We start from the raw sequence: 24,642 nt of genomic DNA, 5'->3' as shown, positions 1-24,642 counted from the left end.
GCAAATACTCGCGGCTCGTACTGGCTCATCCATGATGGGGACGACACACGCGCTGGCTGGGGCGTTCCTCGGGGCGGCGATCGCGGTGGTCGCACCCGAGTCCGCGGCGGTCGTGGTGGTGGCCGCCGTCGCGGGGAGCGTCGCACCGGACCTCGACATCTACCGCGGGCATCGGAGGACGCTCCACTACCCCGTGTACGGGTGGGTGGTGGCGGCGCCGGCGGTCGCGATAGCGGTAGCGGTGCCGTCGACGTGGACGGTCGGTGCTGCGACGTTCCTCGCGGCAGCGGCACTGCACGCCGGCATGGACGTCTTCGGCGGTGGCCTGGAGCTCCGGCCGTGGGAGGCGGGGAGCGAGCGCGCGGTCTACAGTCACTACCACGGCGCGTGGCTCGAACCGCGTCGGCTCGTGCCCTACGACGGGTCGCCTCACGACCTCGGGCTCGCCGGCGTGCTCGCCGTGATGCCCGCGACGACGCTCCCGGACCCGATTCCGGCGTTCGTCGCCGCGGTCCTCGCGGTGTCCGTGGCGTACGTCGCACTTCGGAAGCGCCTGGCGGCGCTCTGGGCGTCGGTCGCTCGCGCGCTCCCGGCCCCGGTCGCGCCGTACGTCCCGGAGCGCTTCTACGACTGAGACGCCGCGACCGTTCGACGCCTCCCACGTCTATCCATGTGTCAGTACCACACACCATCGGTTGGGTGGCGGCAGTGCCGATAGGAACCAGCTAGTTCCGGTACGAGTCCCCCAGTTCGAGTCAGAACCGGGCATAGTGCTAAGACCCCAATATGGCACTCTGAACCACCTGTACCCCTATTATAAACCGCTTTACTTGATATGGAGCGAGTACCCAGTGATGGCCGACAAGTCACAGCGGGTTGCTGACGTCGTATCGCGGCGGAAGTTCATCGCCACATCTGGCGTCGCCGGCGTCACCGCAGTCGCCGGTTGTATGGGGGACTCCGGGAGCGAGACCGAAGCGGACGACGACTCCTCGGGCGGCGAGTCGACGACGTCCCAGAGCGACGGCTCGGGGAGCGACTCCTCGTCGACGGGTCCCGGAACGCTGACCTCCGGTGGCTCCTCGACGGTCTACCCCATCATGAACACCGCGGCGTCGTACTGGAACGCGAACCGGCCCGCCGACGACACTGAGTACTGGCCGCACGGCGAGTACGGCATCGACACCGACGAGAACCTCGCCGACTACTGGGGCGGCCTCTACGGCTTCGAGGGCGAGGACGGCGACCCGGCGTTCCAGTTCACCGTCGGCCTGTCGCACTCGGGGACCGGCGTCGAGAAGGTCATGAACGGCCAGCACGACATCGGGAACTCCTCGGGGAACGTCGAGGACGAGCTCCCCGACCGCGACTCCTACGACGACTTCGTCGACCACGTCGTCGGCGTCGACGGCCAGCCCCTCGTCGTCTCCCAGGAGATCGCCGACGCCGGCGTCGACCAGATCACCGGCGACCAGCTCAAGGACCTCTACAAGGGCCGCATCTCGAACTGGAGCGAGCTCGGCGGCCCCGACAGGGAGATCCAGGTGCTCGGCCGCGTCAAGGGCTCCGGGACGCGTACCAGCTTCGTGAGCAACGTCTTCGGCAACCCCGAGGAGGACACCTCCGTCGCGAACCGCTTCGGCCAGAACCAGCGGCTCGCACAGGCCATCGCGCAGGCCGACAACGCCATCAGCTACCTCGCGCTCGCGTTCATCGACACCGACGGCCTCGCCCCCATCGCCCTCGAGTGGGAGGGCACCACCTACAGCTATCAGGACGACCAGAACGGCCTGGACTCGACGGCGTACCCCCTCAGCCGTGACCTCCACTGTTACACGTGGCAGGGCACCAGCGAGCAGGAGGCCGCCGTCATCCGCATGGTCCTCAGCGACTTCGGCCAGGACACCTTCGTCAAGCCAAACAACTACTTCGCGCTCGGCAAGCGCCGCCAGGAGGAGCAGATGGCCAAGCTCCCCGAACCCTCGAACTGAGTAGGCGAGCACCCCGACCGACTCGCGGGCGTCGGTCGTCGCGCCACCACGCGTCATCCCACGTCACCCTGCCACCACCGCCCGCACCTCTCTTTCGACGCACGATACCGCCGAGCGATAGCTCGGACGTCGCTCTGTCAGCCGAGTTGCTCGCCGACGATCCGGTCGGCTTCGGCGACGAACGCCTCGCGTTCGCCGCGCGGGATGGTCGCGCCGGCGGCGACGTCGTGCCCGCCGCCGTCGCCGCCGACCGCGCGCGACGCCTCCTTCATGACGACCGAGAGGTCGAGGCCGTCCCGGACGAGCGCGTGCGTGCCGCGCGAGGACACCTTCACGTGCTCGTCGTCCTCGTTCGCGAACGCGAGGATGGGGCGGTCCCGCGCCACGCCGTCGGCGCCAAGCGCCATCCCGGCGACGATGCCGACGATGGTCTCGCGGATGCGGTCGTCCGCGTCGAACCACTGGACGTGGTCCTCGTGCGTGACGCCCTCGTTCTCGACGAAGGTCACGCCCTCGCTGAGGTTCCGGCGGTGGTTCCGGAGGAGTTCGCGGGCGCGTTCGAGCGCGCCGGTGCGGTCGCCGAGGCAGACCGCGAGGCCGACGTCCGCCCGCTCGTACCGCGCGGTGGCGTTCAGGAGCGTCGAGAACTCGCTCGCGTCCCGAAGTTCCGTCCCTTCGGGTTCGTTCGGGAGCGTGTACGACGTCGCGACGAGCTCCTCGATGCGGCGCGCGGGCACGCCCCGGCGGATGGCGTGCTGGATGAGCGCGCTCGCGACCGCCTCGCGTTCGGCCATGGAGAGGTCGACCCACGTCCGCCAGTCGCCGTCGCCGTAACAGTCCACGTCCACGTCGTCGAGGAACCGCCGGACGCCATCGGGGTCGTTCGTGATTCCCGGTATCGAGACGTCGCTCGCGTACTCCAGGAGCTTCGGGAGCGGGCGCGTCTGCTTGCCGTACACCGCGAGGTCCTTCGCCGTGTCGAGTGACCCGACTGCCACCCCTTCGTCGACGATACCGGCGTTCGCGCCGACGAGCTCGCCGCCGGACTCCTGCATGTCGCCGACGGCGCCGACGACGGCGAGCGCGGCGAGGTCGCGGTTGTCCACGCCGTCGGGTTCGAGCGCGCGAGCGAGCACGTACGCTGCGCCGGCCCCGGAGAGTTCCGTCGCGCCGTTCAACCCCACGAGCAGCGGGTTCAGGTGGAACTCGGTGTCGGCGTCCGCGGGCTGGTGGTGGTCCGCGATTATCGGCACGAACTCCCCGCGTGCTTCGTGTTCGGCGATGACGTCGAGCTGGCCGCTCCCGAAGTCCGTGAACAGCACGACGCGTTCGTCGCGAGCGGCGATGCTCGCAATCTCGGTCTCGTCCAGTTGCTTCTTGAACACGACTTCGTGGGCGACGTTCGCGCGCGCGAGCGCCGTGGAGGCGACCGCGGCGCTCGTGAGCCCGTCGGCGTCGATGTGCGACGCGAGGAGGACGCGGTCGGCGACGTGGATACGGGCCGCGCACGCCGCCGCGGGCGCTTCGAGTTCGGGGACGGGACCTGCCATCACTCGATGTAGTCGCGGCTTCGGGGTTAAACTCCCGGGTCCGCGGTCCCGGTGACGCGGTCAGACGTCCTCGTGGACGACCGCCTGACCGTCGGCGTTCTCGGGGGCATCCGTGCGGTCGTTCGCGTCCCGCCAGGCGACCCACGCCCCGTGCTGTTCGAACGTCCCGAGGTGCTCGCTCTCGACGGCTCGGGAGTCAGTAGCGTCGACGGCTCGGGAGTCAGTAGCGTCGACGGCTCGGGAGTCAGTAGCGTCGACGGCTCGGGAGTCAGTCTCCACGGCTCGGGAGTCAGTAGCGTCGACGGCTCGGGAGTCAGTAGCGTCGACGCGGGCGAGTCGCAACTGGATGCCGTTCTCGCGGTCGGGGTCGGGGCGTTCGCCCGCGAGGTGGTAGGTCGGTGCGTCGCGTTTGGCGGCGAGGGCGGCGACGGCGTCGTGGAACGCCTCGCGGGCGTCGTCGTCGAACTGGTAGAGGACGAGGCTGTGGGCGACGACGAGCGGTGCGTCCGCGGGGAGGTGGTCGGCGACGGCGTGGAGGTCGATGACGGCGTCTCCTTCGACGACGTCGGGCGGGTGGTCTCGGGCGACGGCGAGCGCGCCGTCGAGGACGCGCCGCCGGTCGCGGTGTTCCGGCCAGACGAGCGAGCGCAGCCACCGTGCGTCCACGAGTTCGGTCGAGTCGAGCGGGTTCACGTCGACGCCGACGCGGCCGGCGACCGCGGGCGGGTCGCTGGGGAGCGGCGGGACGGCGTCGCCGCGCAGGTCGCTGGTGACGGTGAACGGAGCGTCCGCGTCTCCGACGACGTGCTCGCGGACGTCGTCGCCGGCCGCGTCCTCGTGCTCGCTCCGGTAGGCGTACCGGTAGCGGTCCCAGTTCAGGTTCAGGCCGGCGCTCGACCCGACCTCCAGGATGGCGAGCGGGGCGTCGACGCGTTCGGCGACGGTCGCGTACCCGGGGTAGAGCGCGCTACATCGTCGGACGGCGTTGGTCTGGACGCGCCGCGAGCGCACGTGGTCGCGGACGGTGGTCTCGTTCGTTCGGACGAACGCGCGGACGGCGTCGGCGAGCGCGTCGTCGGGGTCGCGGGCGTCGTCGACGACCGAGGGGTAGTACGCGGCGAGCGAGCCGTCGACCGTTCCGGGGTCGTCGGCGTCGTCGCTCGCGAACAGTGCCGCCTGGATGGCGGCGAGCAGGAGCTGGGGGGCGGGCTGGCCGGGGGTGTGGTCGGCGGCGACGTCGAGCAGGAACGCGTCGGTGGCGGCAATCGCGCAGAGGCGCTCGTAGAGCGGGGAGGAGTCCTCGCACCATCCCGCGAGGTCGTCGAATTCGGCGGCGACGGCGGCGTCGTCGTCGGCTGGCATATGTCGGTCGTCGCTCGGAATGCACGTGAAACCCCGTCTCGTCGCGGTCGTCGTTGACGGCCTTAGACCGGTTTCGTATCGTCGATTGCGGTTGATAGCGTCAGACGCCCGTCGGTCGGTCGCCGCCAGGCGAGAACGAGAATCACAGGACTGCGGCCGGTTCGATGCGGATTACGGTCGGCTTAGGAGACCTGTGGTCGGTTCGCACGGACTGTGGCTGGTTCGGGAGGTCGTCGCACGATGCGAGCGTGACCGACCGGTTTCCGCGCGTCTCGGACGTGCACGCGGGGTATCGCCGTGGCCGTGGTCGTCACCGGGGCGCTCGCGGACGGTCCCAGGGGTCGACCCAGAGGCACCGTCCCGTGTGTCCGTCGGTCGGACCGAAGGTGGGGGGACCGGTGAGCGGCGTTCGCGGCCTCGCACACACGGGAACCGTCGCGTGGGCGTTGTCTGCGGCGGCGGCCTCGGGAACGGTTCTGGGAGTGGTCGTCGCCCCCGGGAGACGGGGACGACGGGTCGGGGACCGTCGTGCCCGCGACGCGCGCCCGGTCGGGGCTGCTGGCGGGGGCGCTGACGGTTGCGCCGACGCTGCTGGCGGAGCCGTTGACGACCGCGAGCAGCTGGCGGAGCCGTTGACGACCGCGAGCAGCTGGCGGAGCCGTTGACGACCGCGAGCTGCTGGCGGGGCGCCGGGGAGCTCGCCGACGCGGTCGGACGGGTGCGTCGTCGAGCGAGCCAGTCGAACGCGGTTTGTGGTCGCGGATGCGGGGATGGTCGGCTGTGGTCGTCGTCGTGTCGTCGCGCTCGGTTCTCGTGGTCGGTCGCCGGTGCTGTGCCTGGTCTCGGGGCGTTCGACGGCGAAGTGGCGGTTCCGGTGGGTTCGACGAAGCCACCCTCGAACGCACCGATAAATCGATAGTCGCTATATCGAATCGTCTGAATCGGGTGTATGGGCCCGACTCGGCGCCCAGTGATGCGTGGCGTGGCCCAAGCTCATTTCATCGCGGGGTCCGTCGGGGACGTATGAGCGAGCACGACCCGGGGACGACAGCGAGCGACTCCGACCGGGACCCGCGACAGCGGGACCTCTTCGAGGTGTCCCGGGACGCCATCCTCGTCCACGACGTCGACGACGGCCGCGTCGTCGACGCGAACGACGCCGCCGAGCGACTGCTCGGGTACGACAGCGAGGCCCTCGTCGGCCTCTCCATCGAAGCGCTCGGGTCGGGCGTCGAGACCGTCGACGGCACCGGCTCGACACTGTCCGGCGCGGACGCACGCGACGCCATCTGGGAGGCACTGGAGACCGGTGAGACGCGGTTCCAGTGGCAGGTCGAGCGCGCCGACGGCGACCGACGCTGGGTGGACGTCTCCATGGCGCGCGCACAGCTCCGCGAAGAGGAGCGCCTGCTGTCGTTCCTCAGGGACGTCACCGGGCAGCGCGAGCAGACCGACGCGCTCCACGAGAGCCGGGCGGCACTCCGCGATCTCCACGAGAACCAGATGGGCGACGGCAGCACCGAGTCGAAGATCGCGGCGATGCTCGAGACCGGGTGTCGGTTCCTGGACATGGAGTACGCGTACCTCACCGCCATCGAGGACGACGTCCAGACCGTCACGCAGTCCCTCGGCAACCACGAGACGCTCCGGGCGGGCGCAACCGCGCCGCTCGCGGAGACGTACTGCCAGCTGACCTACGGCGAGGACGCGACCGACGGCCTCTGCACGGTCCGCGACGCCGGCGAGGTGATGGCCGACACCGAGGCCTACGAGCGCTTCGGCATGGAGCGCTACGTCGGCAAGCAGGTCGTGGTCGACGGCGAGGTCCACGGGACGGTCTGCTTCGCCGGGTCGTCGCCGCGGACGCGGCCGTTCTCGCAGGCCGAACGGATGTTCGTGGACGTCGTCGCCGGCTGGATCGGGACCGAACTGGAGCGCGGCCGTCAGCGGACCGAGCTGGTGGAGCGGCAGCGGCGCGCGAACGCGCTGTTCAACGCCCCGTCGAGCTTGATCGGCGTGGTGGAGCCCGACGGAACGCTCATCGAGGCGAACGAGACGGCGCTCGACCTCGCCGACGTCGACGCCGACGACGTGCGCGGCGAGCCGTTCTGGGAGACGCCGTGGTGGGCGTACGACGCGGCGTCCCGCGCGAAGCTGCGCGACGCGATCGAGCGTGCGGCCGGCGGCGAGACCGTGGACTTCGACGCCACGCACCTGACGCCGGACGGCGAGGAGTTGACCGCCGCGGTGACCGCTCGACCGGTCGTCACGGACGGCGAGGTGGAGACCGTCGTCGTGCACGGGATCGACGTCACGGAGCGCGAGCGCCGGGAGCGCGAACTCCGTCGGAACCAGCAGCGACTCCAAGCCGTCCTGGACAACGTCCCGCTCGTGTTGTTCGCCGTCGACGCGGACGGGACGTTCACGCTCTCGAAGGGGAACGCGCTCGGGCGACTCGGGATGGCCGAGGACGAGGTCGTGGGCGAGGACGCGTTCGAGTTGTACGACGGGAACGAGACCGTCGTCGACGGGTTGGTGCGAGCGCTCGCCGGCGAGTCGGTCTCCTTCGAGACCGAGTTCGGGTCGGCGTTCTTCCGGACGTGGGCGCGCCCGCTCTACGAGGACGGGGCGGTGACCGGTGCCATCGGGGTGTCAGTTGACGTCACCGAACGCCACCGGCAGGAGAAGCGCCTGGAGACGCTGAGTACGGCGACCCGACGCCTCATGTACCCGTCGACGCCCGATGGCGTCGCGGCGGAGGCTGTGAGCATCGCGCAGGACGTCCTCGACGAGCCGATGAGCGCGGTCTGGGCGTACGACGACGACCGGGACGCGCTCGTGCCGATGGCGGCGACGGACGCGGCGCTCGACACCGTCGACGGCGAGTCCGTCGCCGACCTGACGACGTTCGGGCCGGGAACCCGCGAGTACGACGTGTTCCGGGGGAACGAGACGACGGTCGTCGAGGACTACCGGGCGCTCGACGACGGCGGGAGCGGCGAGGGCGCGCTCGGGACGGTCGCGTTCGCACCGCTGGGCAGTCACGGCCTGCTGACCATCGGTCGGCCTGACGTGACCGCGTACTCGGACGTGGAGGTGAACCTCCTCGCGGTGCTCCGGAACAACACCATCGCGGCGCTGGATCGCGCGGACCGCGAGCAGGCCCTGGAGCGCTACCAGCGCGAGCTCGAACGGTCGAACGAGAGCCTCCAGCAGTTCGCGTACGTCGCGAGCCACGACCTCCAGGAGCCCCTGCGGATGGTGTCGAGCTACGTCGACCTGCTCGCTCGCGAGTACGGCGACGCGTTCGACGACGAGGCCGAGGAGTACATGGAGTTCGCGGTCGACGGCGCCGACCGGATGCGGTCGATGATAGACGCGCTCCTGACGTACTCGCGCGTGGAGACGCACGCCGACGACTTCGAGTCGGTCGACGTCGACGCCGTGCTCGACGACGTCCTGCAGAACCTGGAGCTCCGCGTCGACGAGACCGGCGCCGAGGTCACCGTCGACGACCTGCCGACGCTCCGAGGGGACCGCGACCAGCTCGGGCAGGTGTTCCAGAACCTCGTGAAGAACGCGTTGGAGCACGCGGGCGAGGACGCACCGACGGTGGTCGTCGAGTGCGAGGAGCGCGAGGACGCGTACGCGTTCAGCGTCGCGGACGACGGCGTCGGCATCCCGGACGACCGCCAGGATGCGGTGTTCGAGATATTCGAGACCGACCATCGGTCCGCTTCGGGTGACGGCGGCGGAATCGGACTGGCGGTCGTCGAACGCATCGTGCACCGGCACGGGGGCGATATCTGGGTGACGTCCGAGCCGGGTGAAGGTGCAACGTTTTCGTTCACGATACCGAAGGATGCGGTCACCGAACCAATGCACGAGGTCACGCCATGACTCCAGACGCAGACCCCATCGAGATACTGCTCGCCGAGGACAACCCCGGCGACGTCAAGCTCACCGAGAAGGCGTTCGAACAGGGACAGGTACTGAACAACTTCAACGTCGTGAACGACGGCGAGGAGGCGTTGCAGTACCTCCGGCAGGAGGGCGAGTACGCGGACGCCGAGCCCGTCGACCTGCTCTTGCTCGACCTGAACATGCCGCGGAAGAGCGGCGACGAGGTCCTGAAGGAGATGACCGACGACCCGCAGTTGCAGCGCGTGCCGACGGTCGTCCTGACGAGTTCCAGCGCCGAGGCGGACATCGCGAAGAGCTACGACCACAACGCGAACGCGTACCTCACGAAGCCCGTGGACTTCGACGGCCTCCTCGACGTCGTCGACCGCATCGAGGGGTTCTGGCTGTCCGTCGTCAGGTATCCGCCGGAGCGACGATGACGGGGTCGGACGCGAGAGGTGAGGATGCGACGGCGGCGGGGTCGACGTGCATCCTGATCGTGGAGGACAACCCGGGGGACGCGAAGCTCATCGAGCATCACTTCGCGCGGGAGTCGTTCGGCGAGGTCGGCGCGGACGTCGAGTTGACGCACGTCGAGTCGTTGACGGAGACGCTGTCCGCCCTCGGGGAGCGGTCGTTCGACTGCGTGTTCCTCGACCTCGGGCTCCCGGAGAGCAAGGGACTGGAGACGCTGAAGCGGGCGCTCGACGCGGAGCCGGACGCGCCGGTCGTCGTGCTCACGGGACTGGACGACCGCGAGCTCGCCGTCGAAGCCATCCAGACCGGCGCGCAGGACTACCTGGTGAAGGACGAGATCGACCCGCGGACGCTGTCGCGGTCGCTCCGGTACGCGATAGAGCGCAAGAAGCAGGAGCGCGAGCTCCGCCAGCGGACCGAGCAGATAGAGTTCTTCAACAGCATGCTCCGGCACGACATGGGGAACGACCTGCAGCTCATCCGGTCGCGGGCGGCGCGGTTGTCCCGCGAGGTCGACGGCGAGCAGGCGACGGCCGCGGCGGACATCGTCGACCGGACGGACAAGATAATCAACCTGGCGACGAAGGTGCGGTCCGTGCTCGCGGCCGTGACCGACGACGACGGCCGCGACCGGGCGGTCGTCGACGTCGTCGACGAGCTCGCTTCGGAGGTCGAGCGCGTGCGAGCGATGGCCGGCGACGTCACCGTCGACGTCGACGCGCCGGACGACACGTTCGTGTTCGCCGACGACCTCCTCGGGGACGTCCTCAAGAACCTGATGACGAACGCGGTCGAACACGGCGGCGACGGCGCCACCACGATCGAGGTCACGGTCGAGGAACAAGCGGAGACGGTCGCGGTCGCGATCGCCGACGACGGCCCCGGTATCGACGAGCCCGAGCGCGTGCTCGAACGCGGCGAGACCGCCGGTCCCGCGGGCGGAACCGGCTTCGGGCTGTACTTCGTCGCCTCGATGGTCGACGCCTACGGCGGCGACGTGCGTATCGGGGAGAGCGACGCGGGCGGCGCGGAGGTCGTCGTCGAACTGCCAGCGGCCTGAGCGGTCACTTCACGCTCGAGCTCGTGGAGCTCGACAGCAGGTAGACGGCGACGGCGCCGAGTGCGAGCGCGAGCGCGGCGAGGACGGCGACGCCGGGGACGACGGCGTTCAGTGCGCCGTCGAACGCGGTGACGTCGATGACGGTCATGACGTCGCGGTCGAGCATGATGGCGCGCGCGGTGTCGACGCCGTACGTCACGGGGTTGAACCGCGCGAACGTCTGTATCCACTCGGGGAGCGTCTCCAGTGGGAGGAACGCGGAGGAGAGGAAGAGCAGCGGGAACTGGAGGAGGTTCGCGGCGATGATGGTCGACTCCTGGTCCTTCGTGATGACGGCGAGCGAGTTCGAGAGCGCGACGAACCACAGCGAGAACAGGACGCCGACGGCGACGATGCCGACGGCGCCGACGACGCCGGTCGCGATATCGGCGCCCAGGAGGACGCCGAGGCCGAGGATGATGGCGACCTGGACGGCGATGCGGAACACCTCGGCGGCGGTCTTCCCGACGAACACCGCGGTGCGGCTCATCGGCGACACGAGGACCTTCTCGAACATCCCCTCCTCGATGTCGTTCACGAGCCCGATGCCGGAGGTGACGGCGGCCGCGAGGCTCACCTGGATGGTGATGGCGGGCACGAGGTACGTCTCGTAGCTGACGTCGCCGAGTCCCTGGCTGACGGCGGCGCCGGCGACGTTCCCGAACACCTCCGTGAAGAGCACGAGGAAGATGATGGGTTGGGCGAGCGAGACGACGAGCACGAACGGATTCCGTACCGCCTTCAGGTTCCAGCGTTTGAAGTTCACCCAGGCGTCGCCGCGGAACGTGTTCCGTGAGCGCCTGACGGGACGGTCGGCGCTCGCGTTCGCGGTCCCGCCGTCGGCGCGGGCGTCCGCGTTCGGCGTTCGCTCGCCGTCGGTGCGCGCGTCGTCGGTCATCGGTCGCCCTCCGTGGCGGCGGCGTCGTCCGCGACGTCCGCGTCGAGGTGTTCGCCGGTGATGGCGAGGAAGACGTCGTCGAGCGTCGGTGCGCGGACGTTGAACCCGGTGACGACGAGGTCGGCGTCGCGGAGGGCGACGAGGAGGTCGGTGCCGTGTTCGCGCGCGACCTCGCTCGTGACGGTGATGCCGTCGTCGGTCGTCTCCACGGCCGCGTCACCGAACACCGCCATGTCGTCGGCGATGGCAGCGGCGCGGTCGTACGCGTCCGCGCCGTCCTCCAGCGAGACCTCGAGCACCTCGCCGCCGACCCGTCGCTTGAGGTCGGTCGGCGAGCCGTCCGCGACGATCTCGCCGTCGAGGATGACCGCGAGGCGGTCGCAGAGCGCGTCCGCCTCCTCGAGGTACTGCGTGGTGAGGAAGATGGTGGTGCCGCGGTCGTTGATGTCCTCGAAGTACTCCCAGAGCCGGTTCCGGGCCTTGGGGTCCAGGCCCGTGGTGGGTTCGTCGAGGAACACGAGCGGCGGCCGGTGGACGAGCGCGGTCGCGGCGTCGAGGCGCTTCTTCATGCCGCCGGAGAACCCGTCGGCGCGCTTGTCCGCGACGTCGGCGAGGTCGACGAGGTCGAGGAGGTCGGCGATGCGGTCCTCGCGGTCGGCCTTCGGGACGCCGTAGGCCTCGCACGCGAACCGGATGTTCTCCTCGGCGGTGAGCTCGGGGTCGACGCTCGTCTCCTGAGCCATGTACCCGATGGACTCGCGGACCGCTCGCGGTTCGGCGGTGACGTCGAAGCCGTTGACGGTGACGTCTCCGCCGGTCGGCGAGAGCAGCGTCGCGAGGACCTTGATCGTCGTCGTCTTCCCGGCGCCGTTCGGCCCGAGGAACCCGAAGAACTCGCCTTCGGGAACCCGGAGGTCGACGCGTTTGACCGCCTGGGTACCGTCGGCGTAGGTCAGTTCGAGGTCGGATGCGTCGATGGCCGCACGCTGGGAGTCGGTCGGTTCGTCGGTCTCGTCCGCGCCTCGTGTGGACGCGTCCGTGGACGAACGAGGTTGCTGGGTCACGCTCCACACTACGGCGAGTGTCGCCTTATCGTTGTGACCCCGAAGTGATGGAACTGCTACAGAACGTGTAGCGACCGACCCACACCGAACGACCACCCGTACCGTACGGCTTTTTTGCACGCAGTCGGTGCGCGTCGGTAGTCTTCTTCGCGTGAGAACCGGGTAGCCGCGGCACTGCGGTGTCGAGCGGTCGACTCCGAGACGTCGACGCTCCCCTGACGGTCGCCGGGGACGGTCCCGCCGCTCCCGAGAGCGGGGACGCTGACGAGGAGACGGAGTCGACGGCCGGTTAGCCGTGGTACGTCGGCGCGGCGGCCTCGACGACGGCGGTGGCGAGCGCGTCGAAGTCCGCGACGTCCGGGACGACGTCGACGTCGATACCGTGGGATTCGGCCGCGTCGCGCGTCGGCGGACCGATGACGCCGACCGTGGCGTCGTTCAGGCCCGCGATGGCGTCCTCGCGGACGCCGCGGTCGGCGGCGGCGTCGAGGAAGTGCTCAACGGTGAGCGTCGACGTGAAGCAGGCGGCGTCGAGGTCGCCGCTCGCGGCGAGCGCGGCGGACTCGCCGCTGCCCTCGGGGCGCGTGAGCTCGTAGAGGACGGTCTCGTGGACGAACGCGCCGGCGGCTTCGAGGCCGTCGACGAGGACCGGCGAGCCGTGGTCGCTGCGCGCGACCTCGACCCTCGCGCCGTCGACGCGCGATTCGAGCGCGGCGACCAGGCCGGTCGACGTGAACTCGTCGGGGACGACGTCGACGTCGTACCCGCGGTCGCGCAGGCGGCCCGCGGTCGTGTCGCCGATGGCGGCGACGACCGCGTCGCGCGCGTCGAACCCGGCGTCAGCGGCGAGGTCGACGCCGGTCTTGCTCGTGAGCACGACGACGTCGGCGTCCTCGCGCGGGGCGGCGTCCGTCGCGGCCACCGCGAGCATCGGGTCCGCTATCGGCGTCGCGCCGAGGGACTCGACGAGGTCCGCGGCCGCCGCGAGCCGGCCGTCGTCCGGCCGGAAGACGGCGACCGTGGTGTCCCGCGTCGTCATCGCTCGCCCTCCGCGTCGTCAGTGCCGTCCGTCGCGTCGTCGCCGGTACCGTCCGTCGCGTCGGCCTCGTCCGTTCCGTCGCCGAGAACCGTCGTGACGCGGTCGTTCGCGAGGAACGCGCGGAGCCGGTCGTGGCTCGCCGCGACCTCGCCGATGACGGTGACGGCGGGCGGTTCGACGCCGGCGTCGTCCCGGGTCGCCTCGGCCGTCCCGAGGGTGCCGGTGGCGACGCGCATGTCCGGCCACGTCGCGCGTTCGACGAGCGCGATCGGGGTCGCCGGGTCCATGCCCGCGTCGAGCAGCGCCCCCGAGTACTCCGGGAGCTTCCCGACGCCCATCAGGACGACGAGCGTGCCGCCGGTCGCCGCGAGCGCCTCCCAATCGACCGCCGACTCCGCCTTCGTCGGGTCCTCGTGACCGGTGACGAACGAGACGCTGGAGGCGTGGTCGCGGTGCGTGACCGGGATGCCGGCGACGCCCACGCCACCGATGGCGGACGTGACGCCCGGCACGACCTCGAAGGGGACCCCGTGCTCGGCGAGGTGCTCGGCCTCCTCGCCGCCGCGTCCGAACACGAACGGGTCACCGCCCTTCAGCCGGGCGACGGTCTCGCCCCGTTCGGCGAGTTCGACCAGCCGCCGATTGGTGTACTCCTGGGGCGTCCACTCGCCGCCAGCGCGCTTCCCGACGTCCTCGCGCTTGCCCTCGGGGATCGACTCGAGTATCTCCGGGCCCGGGAGCTTGTCGTGCAGCACCACGTCCGCGTCGTCGATGACCTCGCGAGCCCGCACCGTCAACAGCCCGGGGTCGCCGGGCCCGGACCCGACGAGGTACACCGTCCCGACGTCGCGCTCGCTCGCGCCCTCGCCAGCCGAATCCACGGGGGAGTCCTCGACCATCGGTCAGTCCTCGCGAGCCTGCGCGACGAGGTCGGCCGCACCGCGCTCGCGGAGGTCCGCCGCGAACTCGCGGGCCGCGGTCGCGTGGGACTCGACGGGGAGGTCCCGCGTCTCCACGACCGTCTCCTCGCCGCGCTCGTCGTACACCGCCGCGGTGACGCTGACGTGCGCACCCTGGACGACGCCGTACACGCCGATAGGCGCGATACAGCCGCCGTTCAGGCCCGCGAGGACGCTGCGTTCCGCGGTCGTCTCGACGCGCGTCCGGGCGTGGTCGAGGACGCCGTGGATGGCCTCGCCGACGTCGTCGTCGCGCGACGTCACCGCGAGCGCGCCCTGGCCCGCGGCGGGGACGAACTCGCGGAGCGGGAGGCGCTCGGTCTCGACGTGATGCGCGAGCCCGATGCGCTCCAGGCCCGCTTCCGCGAGCACGATCGCGTCGAGCTCGTGGTCCGGGTCGCGCTCCATCGCGCGGCGCCGCACCTCGCTCAGCGAGTCGAACCACTCCTCGACGGTGCGCTCGAACGCGTACGCTGCCGCGTCGAGGTCCACGTCGTCGAGCTCGATGCCGTCGGGGACGTCGCCGGCGTCGCCGCGCTCGGCCGCCTCGGCCGCGGTCCGGCGCTCGTGTTCGTCCTGCAGGCTGGTTGCGAGCAGCTTCTCGACGCGCGTGTCGACGTTCCCGCGGAGCGGGACGACGTCGAGGTCCGGGCGCGACGACAGCAACTGCGCCTTCCGGCGGAGCGAGCTCGTCCCGACCGTCGCGCCGTCCGGGAGGTCGTCGAGCGCGCTCCCATCGGGGGTCACGAGCACGTCACCGGGCGGTGCGCGCTCGGGGACGCCCGCGACGACGAGGTCGTCCGGACTGTCCGTCGGCATGTCCTTCATCGAGTGCACGGCCGCGTCCACGTCACCCGCGAGCACCTGCTCGTCGAGCGACCGGACGAACGCGCCCGTCTTCCCGAGGTCCTGGATGAGCTCGTCGCGGACGCGGTCGCCCTCGGTCGAGACCTCCACGAGTTCGACCTCGTACCGGCGGTCCTCGAGGGCCTCCGCCACCGTCGCCGCCTGCCGGCGCGCGAGGTCCGAGCCACGCGTCGCCAGCCGTATCGTCCCCTTCGTTCGCATATACACGCCAGTCGGCGGCGAGCGGGGAAAAGTACGTCCGTTTGCGCGCGCCACGCGTCACGATCCCAACCGGACCGCCGTCCTCAGGCGTCCGCGGCGACGAACGCCGCCGTCGCGACGACGTACCCCGACGCGATTCCCGCGAACGCGGAGATGGCGAGCGCCGGCGCGTACTCCGCCCCACCCCACGCGAACGCGACCCCGGCGAGCGCGAACAACGGCGGCGGCACGTCGTCCAGGACCTCGGCCGCCTTCGGGATGCGCTCCGCGACGATGGACCCGATGAGGCCGACGCCACCACCGAGCACGACCGCCACCGGCCGCCACAGCGCCCCGAAGTACGCCATCCCCACCATCACCACGGCGACCACTCCAACCACCACGAGCCGATTCGCCACGAGCGAGCGAACGTTCACACCCCCAGCAAGCACCCCCGCCGGCTTTCGCGTTCCGGTCCACGCCGCGAACTTTCGCGTTCCGGTCCGCGCCCGATGACCGACGCTAATCAGCGATGACCCGCCGCCGTCGCGCCCAAACGTTCAAGAACCAACCCGCGGCCAGCCCCGCCGTGACGTAGCCGCGGTTCGCGAGCGGCCCAGACCGTCGCGCCCCGCACCGCCGCGACCCCCCGAGCAGCCACGCGGGGCCTGCCAGCCCCCGAGACAGCTACAGCGCCTCGCGGTACGCGTCCAGGGTCTCCTCGATGTCGGCCTCGGTGTGAGCGTACGACACGAACTGGGACTCGTACTGGTTCGCGGTGAGGAACACGCCCTGCTCTTTCATCTCCTGCCAGAACACGCGCTCCCAGCGTTCCGTGTCGCACGCCGCGACGTCCGCACCCGTCTTCGGGCACACGTCGAACCGCGGGCAGTCCTCGCGCTGCGAACAGCCCGCCTCGCAGTGCCCCTCGAAGTCCTCGGGCGCCTCGCGCGTGAACAGCACCTTGAACATCGAATCCGTCCCCACCACCGTGTACTCCGGCGCCTGCTCGCGGCAGATCTCGGTGAGGCCCGCCCGGAGCTGCTCGCCGAGCGCGTTCACGTGCTCGTAGACGTCGTTCTCCGCCGCGTACTTGAGGTACGCGTGCCCCGCCGCCATCGTCACCGGATGCCCGCTGAACGTCCCGGACTGGAACACGGGCCCGCTCGGCGAGAACTGCTCGATGAGCTCCGCGCGCCCACCGATGGCGCCCACCGGGAACCCGCCGCCGATGATCTTCCCGAACGTCGTCACGTCCGGCGTCACGCCGAACTTTCCCTGCGCGCACTGCAGGCCACCGACGCGGAATCCCGTGATGACCTCGTCGAACACGAGGAGTGACCCGTAGTCGTCGCAGAGGTCGCGGAGCGTCTCGTGGTAGCCGTCCACCGGCATCACGATGCCCTTGTTCCCGAGGATGGGTTCGGTGAGGACCGCCGCGATGTCGTCGCCGTGCTCCTGGAACACCTCGATAGCCGCCTCCGTGTCGTTGAACGGCACCGGAATCGTGTGCTGCGCGAACTCCTCGGGGATGCCGCGCGTCGACGGATGCACGTCGCCGGGTTCGCCCTCGACGAGCGTCGACTCCTGCGCGCCGTGGTAGCCGCCCTGCATCACCACGATCTTGTCCCGGCCCGTGTACCCGCGAGCGAGCCGCACCGCCGAGACGGTCGCCTCGGTCCCGGAGTTCACGAACCGCAGCATCTCGACGCTCGGCACGTGCCGCGCCACGAACTCCGCGTGCTCCACCTCTATCTCCGTCGGCGCACCGTACATCGGTCCCTGGCTCGCGTGCTTCTGGACCGCCGCCTGGACGTCATCGGGCGGCGAATGGCCGTACAGGAGCGGGCCGTAGCCGTTCACGTAGTCGAGATAGCGGTTCCCGTCCGCGTCCACGACGTGCCCGCCGTCGCCCTTCTCGACGAAGAACGGGTACGGCATCGTCGCGCGCACCGAGGAGTTCACGCCCCCCGCGAGGACGGACAGCGCGCGGTCGTACAGCCGCCGCGACTCGTCACTGGTCATGCGAGGCGATTCGAACCCACCCCACAAGTGCGTGTCGAGACCGCAACCAGCACTCGACCCCTGCCTGGCGTCCATGGTCGCCCCGGTCCCGAACCGGACGGCGACGCACACGTTCGAACGATGCCCAGACCAGTCGCGTTGAGAGTTCCCACCACGCAAATGCTATGCCAGGCGGCCGCTTCGGTCGACGTGTGACCCGTCACGAGAACGCGCTGGGGTTCCTCGCGCTCGCCGCGCTCTGGGGCGCCAGCTATCCCGCGATCACGGCGGCGAAAGCGGGCGTCGACCCGCTGTTGATGGCGGCGTTGCGGTTCGACGCGATCGGCGTCGTCGTCCTCGCGTACGCCGTCGTCCGCGGGCAGCGGGTCCGACCGACGCGCGCGGACCTGCGGACGGTGCTCGTCGGTGGCGTCGGCATCGTCGCCATCCACAACGGCCTGCTGTTCGCCGGGCAGGCGCGCGTCACCGGCGCAGTTGGCGCGGTCGTGCTCGCCACGGTCCCCATCTGGAGCGTGGCGTTCGCGGTCGCGTTCCTGAACGAGGCTCGGCCGACGCCGGCGCGCGTCGCCGGCATCTGCCTGGGCGCGGTCGGCGTCGCCGTCCTCGCCGTCCCCGCGCCAGGCGCGGTTGACTCTCCGGACCCCGTCGGCGTCGGCCTCCTCGCCGCGTCCGCGATCGCGTTCGCACTCGCCGCCGTCGGCCTCCGGCGCACCACGCCCGGACTCGGCGTCGCCGCCCGCCAGGGCTGGATGATGCTCGTCGGCGGCCCGCTCCTCCACGCCGGCAGCGTCCTCGCCGGCGAGACCCAGGCCGTCACTGTCTCCACGCGGTTCGCGGTCGCGTTCACGTACCTCGTCCTCGCCGCCGGCGTCGTCGGCTACCTCCTGTACTTCGAGCTACTGGACCGCCTCGGCCCCGTCGAGATCAACCTCGTCGGGTACGTCGCGCCCGTGTTCGCCGCGCTCGTCGGCTGGCTCGTGCTCGACGACGCGCTCTCCGCGCAGACCGGGCTCGGGTTCGTCGTCGTCGCCCTCGGGTTCGCGCTCGTCAAACGCGCCGCCATCCGCGACGCCCTCGCCGACGACCCCCAGCCAGCGACCGGCGACTGAACGCGTTCGAGACCCGGTGCCGCCGAAACTCGCAGCCGTTGACAGAAACTGCGTGCTGCAGCCGGAGCAGAGGCCCAGTTCGAAACCATCGCTCGGTTCGGGTGAGGTGCGTGCAACGCTGCTGTTGCGTGCTCTTGCGAACCTATCGAGAGGGAAGATTTTTTGCTAGAGCTAACAGTCATCGAACATGGCCGCTCCATCCGAGACGACTTTCGGATTTGCCTCCCGGTTTGCGCTGCAACTCCCGGTAGTTATCGCTGTGGTCGTGGCCGTCACGGCGTCGTCACTGTACCTTTCGGTGATTGCGGCTGCGGTCGTCGGCCTCCTCGTCGGAACCGTCGCCGCCGTACTCGTCTCTGCGCTCGCGACGGTCTTCGATTGACACGACCAACACGCGCAAGCTATCTCCGTCACGTGGACGCCACCTCTACTACTTCGGAGGACGAGAGCCGCGGCGAGTTGACGCGACCGAGACGGCCGCTGTCACCGAGTGAGAATTTCGACAGGGTGGGCAGCTCGACTCCCGAAACGACGTCCTGACGGCCGCCGGACGCGTGCTCAGTTGGAGGCGGTCTCGATGGCGTCGGCGAGGTCGGCGACGATGTCCGCGGGGTCCTCGATACCGACGGAGAGGCGGACGAGGTCGTCGGTGACGCCGGCCTCCTCCTGTTCCTCGTCGGTGAGCTGCTGGTGGGTCGTCGACGCGGGGTGGATGATGAGGGTCTTCGCGTCGCCGACGTTCGCGAGCAGACTCGCGAGGTTCGTGTTCTCGACGGTGCCGCGGGCGGCCTCGTAGCCGTCCTCGAGGCCGAACGTGATCATGCCGCCGTAGCCGCCGTCGAGGTACTTCTTCGCGTTCTCGTGAGTCGGGTGGGATTCGAGGCCGGGGTAGTTCACCCACGCGACGTCCTCGTGGTCCTGGAGGTACTCGGCGACGGTCATCGCGTTCTCGCAGTGGCGGTCGACGCGGAGCGGGAGCGTCTCCAAGCCCTGCAGGGTCTGCCAGGCGTCGAACGGGCTCTGCTGGTTCCCGAGGTCGCGGAGGCCGCGCGCGATGGCGGCGTACGTGAACGCCGCGTCGCCGAACGTCTCCGCGAAGTTCACGCCGTGATACGCGGGGTTCTCCCCGCCGATCTCCGGGAACTTGGCGGCGTGCTCGCCCCAGTCGAACGTCCCGCCGTCGACGACGACCCCGCCGACGGTCGTCCCCGAGCCGTGGATCCACTTCGTCGTGGACTCCCAGACGAGGTCCGCGCCGTACTCGATGGGGTTGCAGAGGTGCGGTGTGGCGAACGTGTTGTCGACGAACAGCGGGACGTCGTGGTCGTGCGCGATGTCCGCGACGCGCTCGATGTCCGGCGTGTCCAGCGCGGGGTTCCCGATGGTCTCCAGGTGGACGTACGCGGTGTCCTCGTCGATGGCCTCATCGTAGGCGTCGTAGTCGAGCGCGTCCACGAACCGCGTCGTCACGCCGTTGCGTTCGACGCTGTGCGTGAGGTACGTCGCGGTGCCGCCGTACAGCGACTTCGAGGAGACGACGTTGTCGCCGGCGTCCGCGAGCAGGAACGTGACGAGGTTCAGTGCCGCCATCCCCGAGGACGTCGCGACCGCGCCGACGCCGCCCTCGAGCGCCGCGAGACGCTCCTGAAGCGTCTCCACGGTCGGGTTCATCAGGCGCGAGTAGATGTACCCGGGTTTCTCGAGCGCGAACTGGCTCGCCGCGTCCTCGGCGTCCTCGAACACGTAGCTCGTCGTCTGGTAGAGCGGCGGCGCGCGCGCGCCCGTCGCCGAGTCCGGCTCCTGCCCGGCGTGCAGCGACTCGGTGGCGAACCCGCGGTCGTCGGTATCGTCGGCTGCTTCGTCTGTCATAGACCCCTCTAGGGCGTCGACGCCCTTAGCCAAGTGGAGTGTGGTGACTCTTGCCGGCGTCTACGACCGAGTCGAAGCAGCGAGGCGTCGAACCGAGTCGAAGCGGCGGGTCGAGGAACAGGGTCGAGTCGAGGGACCGGGTCGAACGAGGAACCGAGGAACGAACTCGAATCGGTGGTCGTGCGTGGCGAGAGGGCGCCGTCAGACGGCGTCGGTGCCGGTCTTGCCGGTCCGGACCTGGTAGGCGTCCGCGACCGGGAGGACGAATATCTTCCCGTCGCCCTTCTCGCCGGTGTGTGCGGCCTCCGCGATGGCGTCGACGACGTCCTCGGCGGGGACCTCCGCGACGACTGTCTCCACCTTCACCTTCTGGTGGAGGTCGACGACGTACTCCTCGCCGCGCCACTGGCTCTTCTTCGCGGGCTGACTGCCGCGCCCGGAGACGTCCGTGACCGTCAGCGACGGTGCACCGGCTTCGGAGAGCGCGCGCTTGACCTCCGTGAGGCGGTCGGGGCGGATGATGGCGACGACCATCTCGATGTCGCTGTCAGTCATCGCTCTCACCTCCCGTGGCAGCGTCCGAGGCATCCGCGGTCGCGTCCGTGGTGTCGACCGCGTCGGCGCCGCCGTCGGTGCGGACGTTCGTGCCGCCGTCGGTCGTCACCGTCGCGCGACCGGACTCGGGGCTGGCGTCCCCGACGAACTCGGGGTACGTCGAGATGCCGTGTTCGCCCGCGTCCAGGCCCGCTTCCTCCTCCTCCTCGGTGACGCGGAGGCCGACGAGTGCGTCGAGCGCGAGGAACACGCCGCCGGTCGCGAGCACCGTCCACGTGCCGATGACGGCGACGCCGACGACCTGCATCGCGAGCTGGTCGACGCCGAGGAACGCCCAGCCGTCGCCGAGGATGGCGACCCCGCTACTGGACGCGCCGAAGAACGGGATGAGGATGGTGCCGACGCCGCCGGCCGCGCCGTGCACCGCGAAGACGCCGCAGACGTCGTCGATCTTGAGGGAGTCGACCGTCCACCGGTACGCGGGCAGGACGAGCGCACCGCCGATGGCGCCGATGACGAGGCCGCCCCACCACGTGACGTGCGGGACGGCGCCCGTGACCGCGACGAGCCCGGCGAGCAGGCCGTTGGCCATCCAGAGCGGGTCGGGTTTGCCCTGCCAGAACGTCGAGACGAGCATCGCGGCGACCGACCCGGCGCCCATGCCGAGCGTGGTGACGAGGACGACGCGACCGAGTGCGGCGCCCATGAACGCGACGGAGCCGTCGTCGGCGACCGAGAGCACGGTCGCCTGCGTGCCGACGTTGAACGCGTACCAGCCGAACGCGAGGATGAGCGTTCCCAGGACCGCGAGCAGCATCGAGTGCCCGGGGATGGGCTGGCTGTCGCCGTTCTCGTCGAACCGGCCCTTGCGCGGGCCGACCATCTTCGCGGCGACGAGGCCGGCGAGGCCGCCGACCATGTGGACGACGGTCGCGCCGGCGAAGTCGAGGTAGCCGACGCCGAGCGCTTCACCGAGGAACCCGCCGGTGCCGCCCTCGACCGGGCCGGAGAGGAGGCCGCCCGCCCAGGTGAGGCCCTGGACGGTCGGGTAGATGATGGCGGTGATGGCGACGACGAACAGGACGTAGGCTTTGAAGTCCATGCGTTCGGCGACGGCGCCGGAGACGATCGTCGCCGCGGTCATCGCGAAGACGGCGCCGAACACCCAGCCGATCCAGGAGTCCGCGGCGCCGACGTGCGAGAACGCGCCCATGACGTCGAACGCCGACCCCGACGTGAGTGCGGCGACGACGCCGGCGAAGCCGGCGCCGACGACGAAGTACACGAGGACGCCGAGCCCCCAGTCGGTCATGTTCTTCATGAGGACGTTCCCGACGTTCTTCGCGCGTACCTGGCCGGCTTCGAGGAGCGCGAAGCCGGGCTGCATGAAGAAGATCAGGAAGGAGACGACGAGCACCCAGACGGCGTTGATGCTGTTCGCGACGGCGGTGGGGTCGACCTGGAGTGCGAGGCCGTCGAGCATCAGAGCTCGACCTCCGCGAGCGTCGCGAGCAGGTCGTCGTTGACCGCGCGCGGCTCCGCCGCGTCGGCGTCGGCCGTGCGCCGCGCTGCCGAGCCGGGGTCCGTCGACGAGTCCTCGAACCCGCCACCCGTTCCGTCAGTGGCTGACCGTTCGTCCACGATACGTCCGCATTTACACGCGTTCGTGTTCCGAGTCACGGATAGTCGTCATCATAGCACAGTACATAAGGATTAGCGTTACCGAACGTCCACAATACCAACACCATGATGGACGTTCGTACGAACTTCAATCGAATCAAGTCTGTTTAAGGATGTAAAGCGTCCAGAAACCGGGCGTTCGCCAGCACGGAATCCGACGTTCGTCGACTCCGCGGACGCTCCGGAAGACCGACCCCAGTGACACGCGTCACCACGGCACTCTGATTCGGACTGGAGAACCGCAAGCAAGCGTCGACCTTCGAGGCCGGCAAATCTTGCACGCGCGACCGCAGAGACCCGACCAGAACGGCTTCACGGCGTCGACGACCGGGTCGCGACCGCACCCGCGACGCGACCCCTCCAGCCCGGCGGCCGTGACGCTACTCCTCCAGGCCGATGTCCGTGACGATGATCGTCACGTCGGCGTCCGTCTCCGCCTCGGGTTCGATGGGGAACCCGACGGCGTACGCGCAGTCGCCGTTCTCGATGTTCTGCAGCTGGAACCCGCCACCGAGCGTCTGGAGGGACGCACGCCCGGTGCCGTCGTCGACGATGATCTCGGACTGCGTCGCCTTCTCGATCGACCCGACGACCCGCGGGAGCTCCTCGGTCGTCTGCGATTCCGAGCCCTCCCCGCCCTCGGTCTCGTTCTCCTCCTCCTGCTCGCGCGCTCGCTCCGCCAGCGCACCGATCTCGTTCTCGCCGGGGCCACAGCTCCCGAGCACGCCACAGCCAGCTACCGATGCCATCCCGCCCGCTGCCGTCGCAGCCGCGGTCCGCTTCAGAACATCTCGCCTGTTCATGTACCCACACCGACAGCCGTGCATCATAACGATTTCCAAACTCGCGGTCGTTCACGATCGACCCACCAGGCTCGATTCGACCACCCGACGTAGCGGTCGAGCGGACCCGAGAACGTAGCCGCCGGGCGAACGAATCGTCCCGCGTGAGCGACGCGCTGACCGCCTCAGTCGTCGCTCTCGGCGAGCAGTTCCGCGAAGTACGTCACGACGAGGTCCGCGCCGGCACGCTTGATCGAGAGCACGGACTCCCTGGCCGTGGCTTCGAGGTCGAGCCAGCCCTTCTCCGCGGCGGCGTGCAGCATCGCGTACTCGCCGGAGACGTTGTACGCCGCCACCGGCCGGTCGAACTCTCGGCGGACGTCCGCGACGATATCCAGGTACGGGAGTGCGGGCTTGACCATGAGGACGTCCGCGCCCTCCTCGACGTCCAGCCGGACCTCCCGCCCGGCCTCCCGGCGGTTCGCGGGGTCCATCTGGTAGTGCCGGCGGTCACCGAACGCGGGCGCACCGTCCGCGGCGTCCCGGAACGGCCCGTAGTACGCCGACTCGTACTTCGCCGCGTACGAGAGGATGGGGACGTCCGCGTGCCCGGAATCGTCGAGCGCTCCGCGGATCGTGCCGACCATCCCGTCCATCATCCCCGACGGCGCCACCATGTCCGCGCCCGCCTTGGCGTGACTCACCGCGACGCTCCCGAGCAACGGCAGCGTCTCGTCGTTCTCGACCGTGAGCTCGGCGTGCTCGTGTGCGTGAGGCTCCAATACCCCACAGTGCCCGTGCTCGGTGTACTCGCAGAGACACACGTCCGTGATGACGTACGCGTCCGTCGCGTCCGTCACCCGCCGCGTCGCCTCCTGCACGACGCCGTCGCCGGCCCACGCACGCGACCCGGTCTCGTCCTTGGATTCGGGGATTCCGAACAGCATCACGGCCTCCACGCCCGTCTCCAGGACCTCCTCGACGCGCGCCACCGCCTCCTCGACCGGCACGCGCTCGTGGCCCGGCATCGACTCGATCGGGACGCGCTCGTCCGTCGTCGCGTCCACGAACACGGGCGCGACGAGGTCCGTCGCGTCCACCGTCGTCTCGCTCACCAGCTCGCGCACGCCGTCCTTCCGGAGGCGGCGCGGACGCTCGGTACGCTCCATACCGGTCACTCCGGGGTCGCCCGGGGTAAGCGTAGCGCTCTCGACGACGACCACCGCGAGCGAA

22 protein-coding genes are annotated in these 24,642 nt (G+C 70.1%); 7 read left to right on the top strand and 15 right to left on the bottom strand.

Annotation, left to right across the window (positions count from 1 at the left end):
• Positions 1-31 precede the first annotated feature (31 nt).
• Positions 32-634: a metal-dependent hydrolase gene (locus tag SM754_RS00610; protein ID WP_323674281.1), complete on the top strand. Its 603-nt coding sequence runs from the start codon at positions 32-34 to the stop codon at positions 632-634.
• Positions 635-854: 220 nt separating this feature from the next.
• Entirely contained in the window at positions 855-1,991 is a 1,137-nt protein-coding gene (locus SM754_RS00605) for a substrate-binding domain-containing protein (RefSeq protein ID WP_323674280.1), read from the top strand.
• A 137-nt stretch (positions 1,992-2,128) separates the two neighbouring features.
• On the opposite strand, the gene recJ is transcribed toward SM754_RS00605, so the two are convergent.
• Together recJ and SM754_RS00595 are read right to left on the bottom strand one after the other, a co-directional pair.
• Complete coding sequence (recJ, locus tag SM754_RS00600) at positions 2,129-3,541, bottom strand: RecJ family nuclease (protein ID WP_323674279.1); 1,413 nt, start codon at positions 3,539-3,541, stop codon at positions 2,129-2,131.
• A 60-nt stretch (positions 3,542-3,601) separates the two neighbouring features.
• Entirely contained in the window at positions 3,602-4,903 is a 1,302-nt protein-coding gene (locus SM754_RS00595) for a DUF2332 domain-containing protein (RefSeq protein ID WP_323674278.1), read from the bottom strand.
• A 1,023-nt stretch (positions 4,904-5,926) separates the two neighbouring features.
• Between SM754_RS00595 and SM754_RS00590 the strand changes: the two genes are divergently transcribed.
• The 3 genes from SM754_RS00590 to SM754_RS00580 are packed head-to-tail and all read left to right on the top strand — an operon-like array spanning position 5,927 to position 10,343.
• Positions 5,927-8,803 carry a PAS domain-containing protein gene (locus SM754_RS00590; RefSeq protein WP_323674277.1) on the top strand — a complete coding sequence of 959 codons (2,877 nt, stop codon included), beginning with the start codon at positions 5,927-5,929 and terminating at the stop codon, positions 8,801-8,803.
• Positions 8,800-9,246 (top strand): response regulator, encoded by a 447-nt coding sequence (locus SM754_RS00585; RefSeq protein ID WP_323674276.1) that lies wholly within the window; start codon positions 8,800-8,802, stop codon positions 9,244-9,246. Before SM754_RS00590 ends, SM754_RS00585 begins: the two co-directional genes overlap by 4 nt.
• A complete protein-coding gene (locus SM754_RS00580) occupies positions 9,243-10,343 on the top strand; it encodes a hybrid sensor histidine kinase/response regulator (protein WP_323674275.1) in 1,101 nt (366 codons plus the stop codon). The genes SM754_RS00585 and SM754_RS00580 overlap by 4 nt, the downstream gene beginning before the upstream one ends.
• A 4-nt stretch (positions 10,344-10,347) precedes the next feature.
• Here the strand turns inward: SM754_RS00580 and SM754_RS00575 are convergent, their stop codons facing one another.
• The 7 genes from SM754_RS00575 to hemL form a co-directional block, all read right to left on the bottom strand.
• A complete protein-coding gene (locus SM754_RS00575) occupies positions 10,348-11,280 on the bottom strand; it encodes an ABC transporter permease (protein WP_323674274.1) in 933 nt (310 codons plus the stop codon).
• Entirely contained in the window at positions 11,277-12,344 is a 1,068-nt protein-coding gene (locus SM754_RS00570) for an ATP-binding cassette domain-containing protein (RefSeq protein WP_501993721.1), read from the bottom strand. The genes SM754_RS00575 and SM754_RS00570 overlap by 4 nt, the downstream gene beginning before the upstream one ends.
• A gap of 289 nt (positions 12,345-12,633) precedes the next feature.
• Positions 12,634-13,383: a uroporphyrinogen-III synthase gene (locus SM754_RS00565; RefSeq protein ID WP_323674273.1), complete on the bottom strand. Its 750-nt coding sequence runs from the start codon at positions 13,381-13,383 to the stop codon at positions 12,634-12,636.
• Positions 13,380-14,282: a uroporphyrinogen-III C-methyltransferase gene (gene cobA, locus SM754_RS00560; protein ID WP_323674272.1), complete on the bottom strand. Its 903-nt coding sequence runs from the start codon at positions 14,280-14,282 to the stop codon at positions 13,380-13,382. The genes SM754_RS00565 and cobA overlap by 4 nt, the downstream gene beginning before the upstream one ends.
• 3 nt (positions 14,283-14,285) lie before the next feature.
• Positions 14,286-15,410: a hydroxymethylbilane synthase gene (gene hemC, locus SM754_RS00555; protein WP_323674271.1), complete on the bottom strand. Its 1,125-nt coding sequence runs from the start codon at positions 15,408-15,410 to the stop codon at positions 14,286-14,288.
• Between the two features lie 83 nt (positions 15,411-15,493).
• Positions 15,494-15,826 carry a hypothetical protein gene (locus SM754_RS00550; RefSeq protein ID WP_323674270.1) on the bottom strand — a complete coding sequence of 111 codons (333 nt, stop codon included), beginning with the start codon at positions 15,824-15,826 and terminating at the stop codon, positions 15,494-15,496.
• A gap of 250 nt (positions 15,827-16,076) precedes the next feature.
• Positions 16,077-17,414, bottom strand: a complete 1,338-nt coding sequence (gene hemL / locus SM754_RS00545; RefSeq protein ID WP_323674269.1) for a glutamate-1-semialdehyde 2,1-aminomutase — start codon at positions 17,412-17,414, stop codon at positions 16,077-16,079.
• 191 nt (positions 17,415-17,605) lie between these two features.
• Here hemL and SM754_RS00540 point away from each other — a divergent pair, with 191 nt between their 5' ends.
• Entirely contained in the window at positions 17,606-18,523 is a 918-nt protein-coding gene (locus tag SM754_RS00540) for a DMT family transporter (RefSeq protein ID WP_323674268.1), read from the top strand.
• A gap of 187 nt (positions 18,524-18,710) precedes the next feature.
• Positions 18,711-18,905 (top strand): hypothetical protein, encoded by a 195-nt coding sequence (locus SM754_RS00535; RefSeq protein WP_323674267.1) that lies wholly within the window; start codon positions 18,711-18,713, stop codon positions 18,903-18,905.
• A gap of 176 nt (positions 18,906-19,081) precedes the next feature.
• Here SM754_RS00535 and SM754_RS00530 read toward each other — a convergent pair whose 3' ends face one another.
• The 6 genes from SM754_RS00530 to hemB all read right to left on the bottom strand — a co-directional run bounded on the left by SM754_RS00530 (position 19,082) and on the right by hemB (position 24,578).
• Positions 19,082-20,392: an O-acetylhomoserine aminocarboxypropyltransferase/cysteine synthase family protein gene (locus tag SM754_RS00530; RefSeq protein WP_323674266.1), complete on the bottom strand. Its 1,311-nt coding sequence runs from the start codon at positions 20,390-20,392 to the stop codon at positions 19,082-19,084.
• Between the two features lie 201 nt (positions 20,393-20,593).
• Positions 20,594-20,947 (bottom strand): nitrogen regulatory protein GlnK1, encoded by a 354-nt coding sequence (gene glnK1, locus SM754_RS00525; RefSeq protein WP_323674265.1) that lies wholly within the window; start codon positions 20,945-20,947, stop codon positions 20,594-20,596.
• Positions 20,940-22,430 carry an ammonium transporter gene (locus SM754_RS00520; RefSeq protein WP_323674264.1) on the bottom strand — a complete coding sequence of 497 codons (1,491 nt, stop codon included), beginning with the start codon at positions 22,428-22,430 and terminating at the stop codon, positions 20,940-20,942. The genes glnK1 and SM754_RS00520 overlap by 8 nt, the downstream gene beginning before the upstream one ends.
• Positions 22,430-22,588 (bottom strand): hypothetical protein, encoded by a 159-nt coding sequence (locus tag SM754_RS00515; protein WP_323674263.1) that lies wholly within the window; start codon positions 22,586-22,588, stop codon positions 22,430-22,432. Before SM754_RS00515 ends, SM754_RS00520 begins: the two co-directional genes overlap by 1 nt.
• A 419-nt stretch (positions 22,589-23,007) precedes the next feature.
• The gene (locus SM754_RS00510) at positions 23,008-23,430 is read right to left on the bottom strand and encodes a hypothetical protein (protein WP_323674262.1); all 423 of its coding nucleotides are present in this window, start codon (positions 23,428-23,430) and stop codon (positions 23,008-23,010) included.
• A 164-nt stretch (positions 23,431-23,594) separates the two neighbouring features.
• Positions 23,595-24,578 carry a porphobilinogen synthase gene (gene hemB / locus SM754_RS00505; RefSeq protein ID WP_323674261.1) on the bottom strand — a complete coding sequence of 328 codons (984 nt, stop codon included), beginning with the start codon at positions 24,576-24,578 and terminating at the stop codon, positions 23,595-23,597.
• Positions 24,579-24,642 lie beyond the last annotated feature (64 nt).

The sequence above is a fragment of the Halorubellus amylolyticus genome (genome assembly GCF_034808145.1).
Lineage (GTDB): Archaea > Halobacteriota > Halobacteria > Halobacteriales > Natrialbaceae > Halorubellus.
The sequence above is the reverse complement of the archived record's forward strand: the minus strand, read 5'-3'. Positions and strand labels throughout refer to the sequence as shown.

Bases quoted from the DNA above. Each gene is read 5' to 3' on its own strand.
- SM754_RS00610 (WP_323674281.1), top strand. From the start codon at position 32: ATGATGGGGACGACACACGCGCTGGCTGGGGCGTTCCTCGGGGCGGCG.
- SM754_RS00605 (WP_323674280.1), top strand. From the start codon at position 855: ATGGCCGACAAGTCACAGCGGGTTGCTGACGTCGTATCGCGGCGGAAG.
- recJ (WP_323674279.1), bottom strand. From the start codon at position 3,541: ATGGCAGGTCCCGTCCCCGAACTCGAAGCGCCCGCGGCGGCGTGCGCG.
- SM754_RS00595 (WP_323674278.1), bottom strand. From the start codon at position 4,903: ATGCCAGCCGACGACGACGCCGCCGTCGCCGCCGAATTCGACGACCTC.
- SM754_RS00590 (WP_323674277.1), top strand. From the start codon at position 5,927: ATGAGCGAGCACGACCCGGGGACGACAGCGAGCGACTCCGACCGGGAC.
- SM754_RS00585 (WP_323674276.1), top strand. From the start codon at position 8,800: ATGACTCCAGACGCAGACCCCATCGAGATACTGCTCGCCGAGGACAAC.
- SM754_RS00580 (WP_323674275.1), top strand. From the start codon at position 9,243: ATGACGGGGTCGGACGCGAGAGGTGAGGATGCGACGGCGGCGGGGTCG.
- SM754_RS00575 (WP_323674274.1), bottom strand. From the start codon at position 11,280: ATGACCGACGACGCGCGCACCGACGGCGAGCGAACGCCGAACGCGGAC.
- SM754_RS00565 (WP_323674273.1), bottom strand. From the start codon at position 13,383: ATGACGACGCGGGACACCACGGTCGCCGTCTTCCGGCCGGACGACGGC.
- cobA (WP_323674272.1), bottom strand. From the start codon at position 14,282: ATGGTCGAGGACTCCCCCGTGGATTCGGCTGGCGAGGGCGCGAGCGAG.
- hemC (WP_323674271.1), bottom strand. From the start codon at position 15,410: ATGCGAACGAAGGGGACGATACGGCTGGCGACGCGTGGCTCGGACCTC.
- hemL (WP_323674269.1), bottom strand. From the start codon at position 17,414: ATGACCAGTGACGAGTCGCGGCGGCTGTACGACCGCGCGCTGTCCGTC.
- SM754_RS00535 (WP_323674267.1), top strand. From the start codon at position 18,711: ATGGCCGCTCCATCCGAGACGACTTTCGGATTTGCCTCCCGGTTTGCG.
- SM754_RS00530 (WP_323674266.1), bottom strand. From the start codon at position 20,392: ATGACAGACGAAGCAGCCGACGATACCGACGACCGCGGGTTCGCCACC.
- glnK1 (WP_323674265.1), bottom strand. From the start codon at position 20,947: ATGACTGACAGCGACATCGAGATGGTCGTCGCCATCATCCGCCCCGAC.
- SM754_RS00520 (WP_323674264.1), bottom strand. From the start codon at position 22,430: ATGCTCGACGGCCTCGCACTCCAGGTCGACCCCACCGCCGTCGCGAAC.
- SM754_RS00510 (WP_323674262.1), bottom strand. From the start codon at position 23,430: ATGAACAGGCGAGATGTTCTGAAGCGGACCGCGGCTGCGACGGCAGCG.
- hemB (WP_323674261.1), bottom strand. From the start codon at position 24,578: ATGGAGCGTACCGAGCGTCCGCGCCGCCTCCGGAAGGACGGCGTGCGC.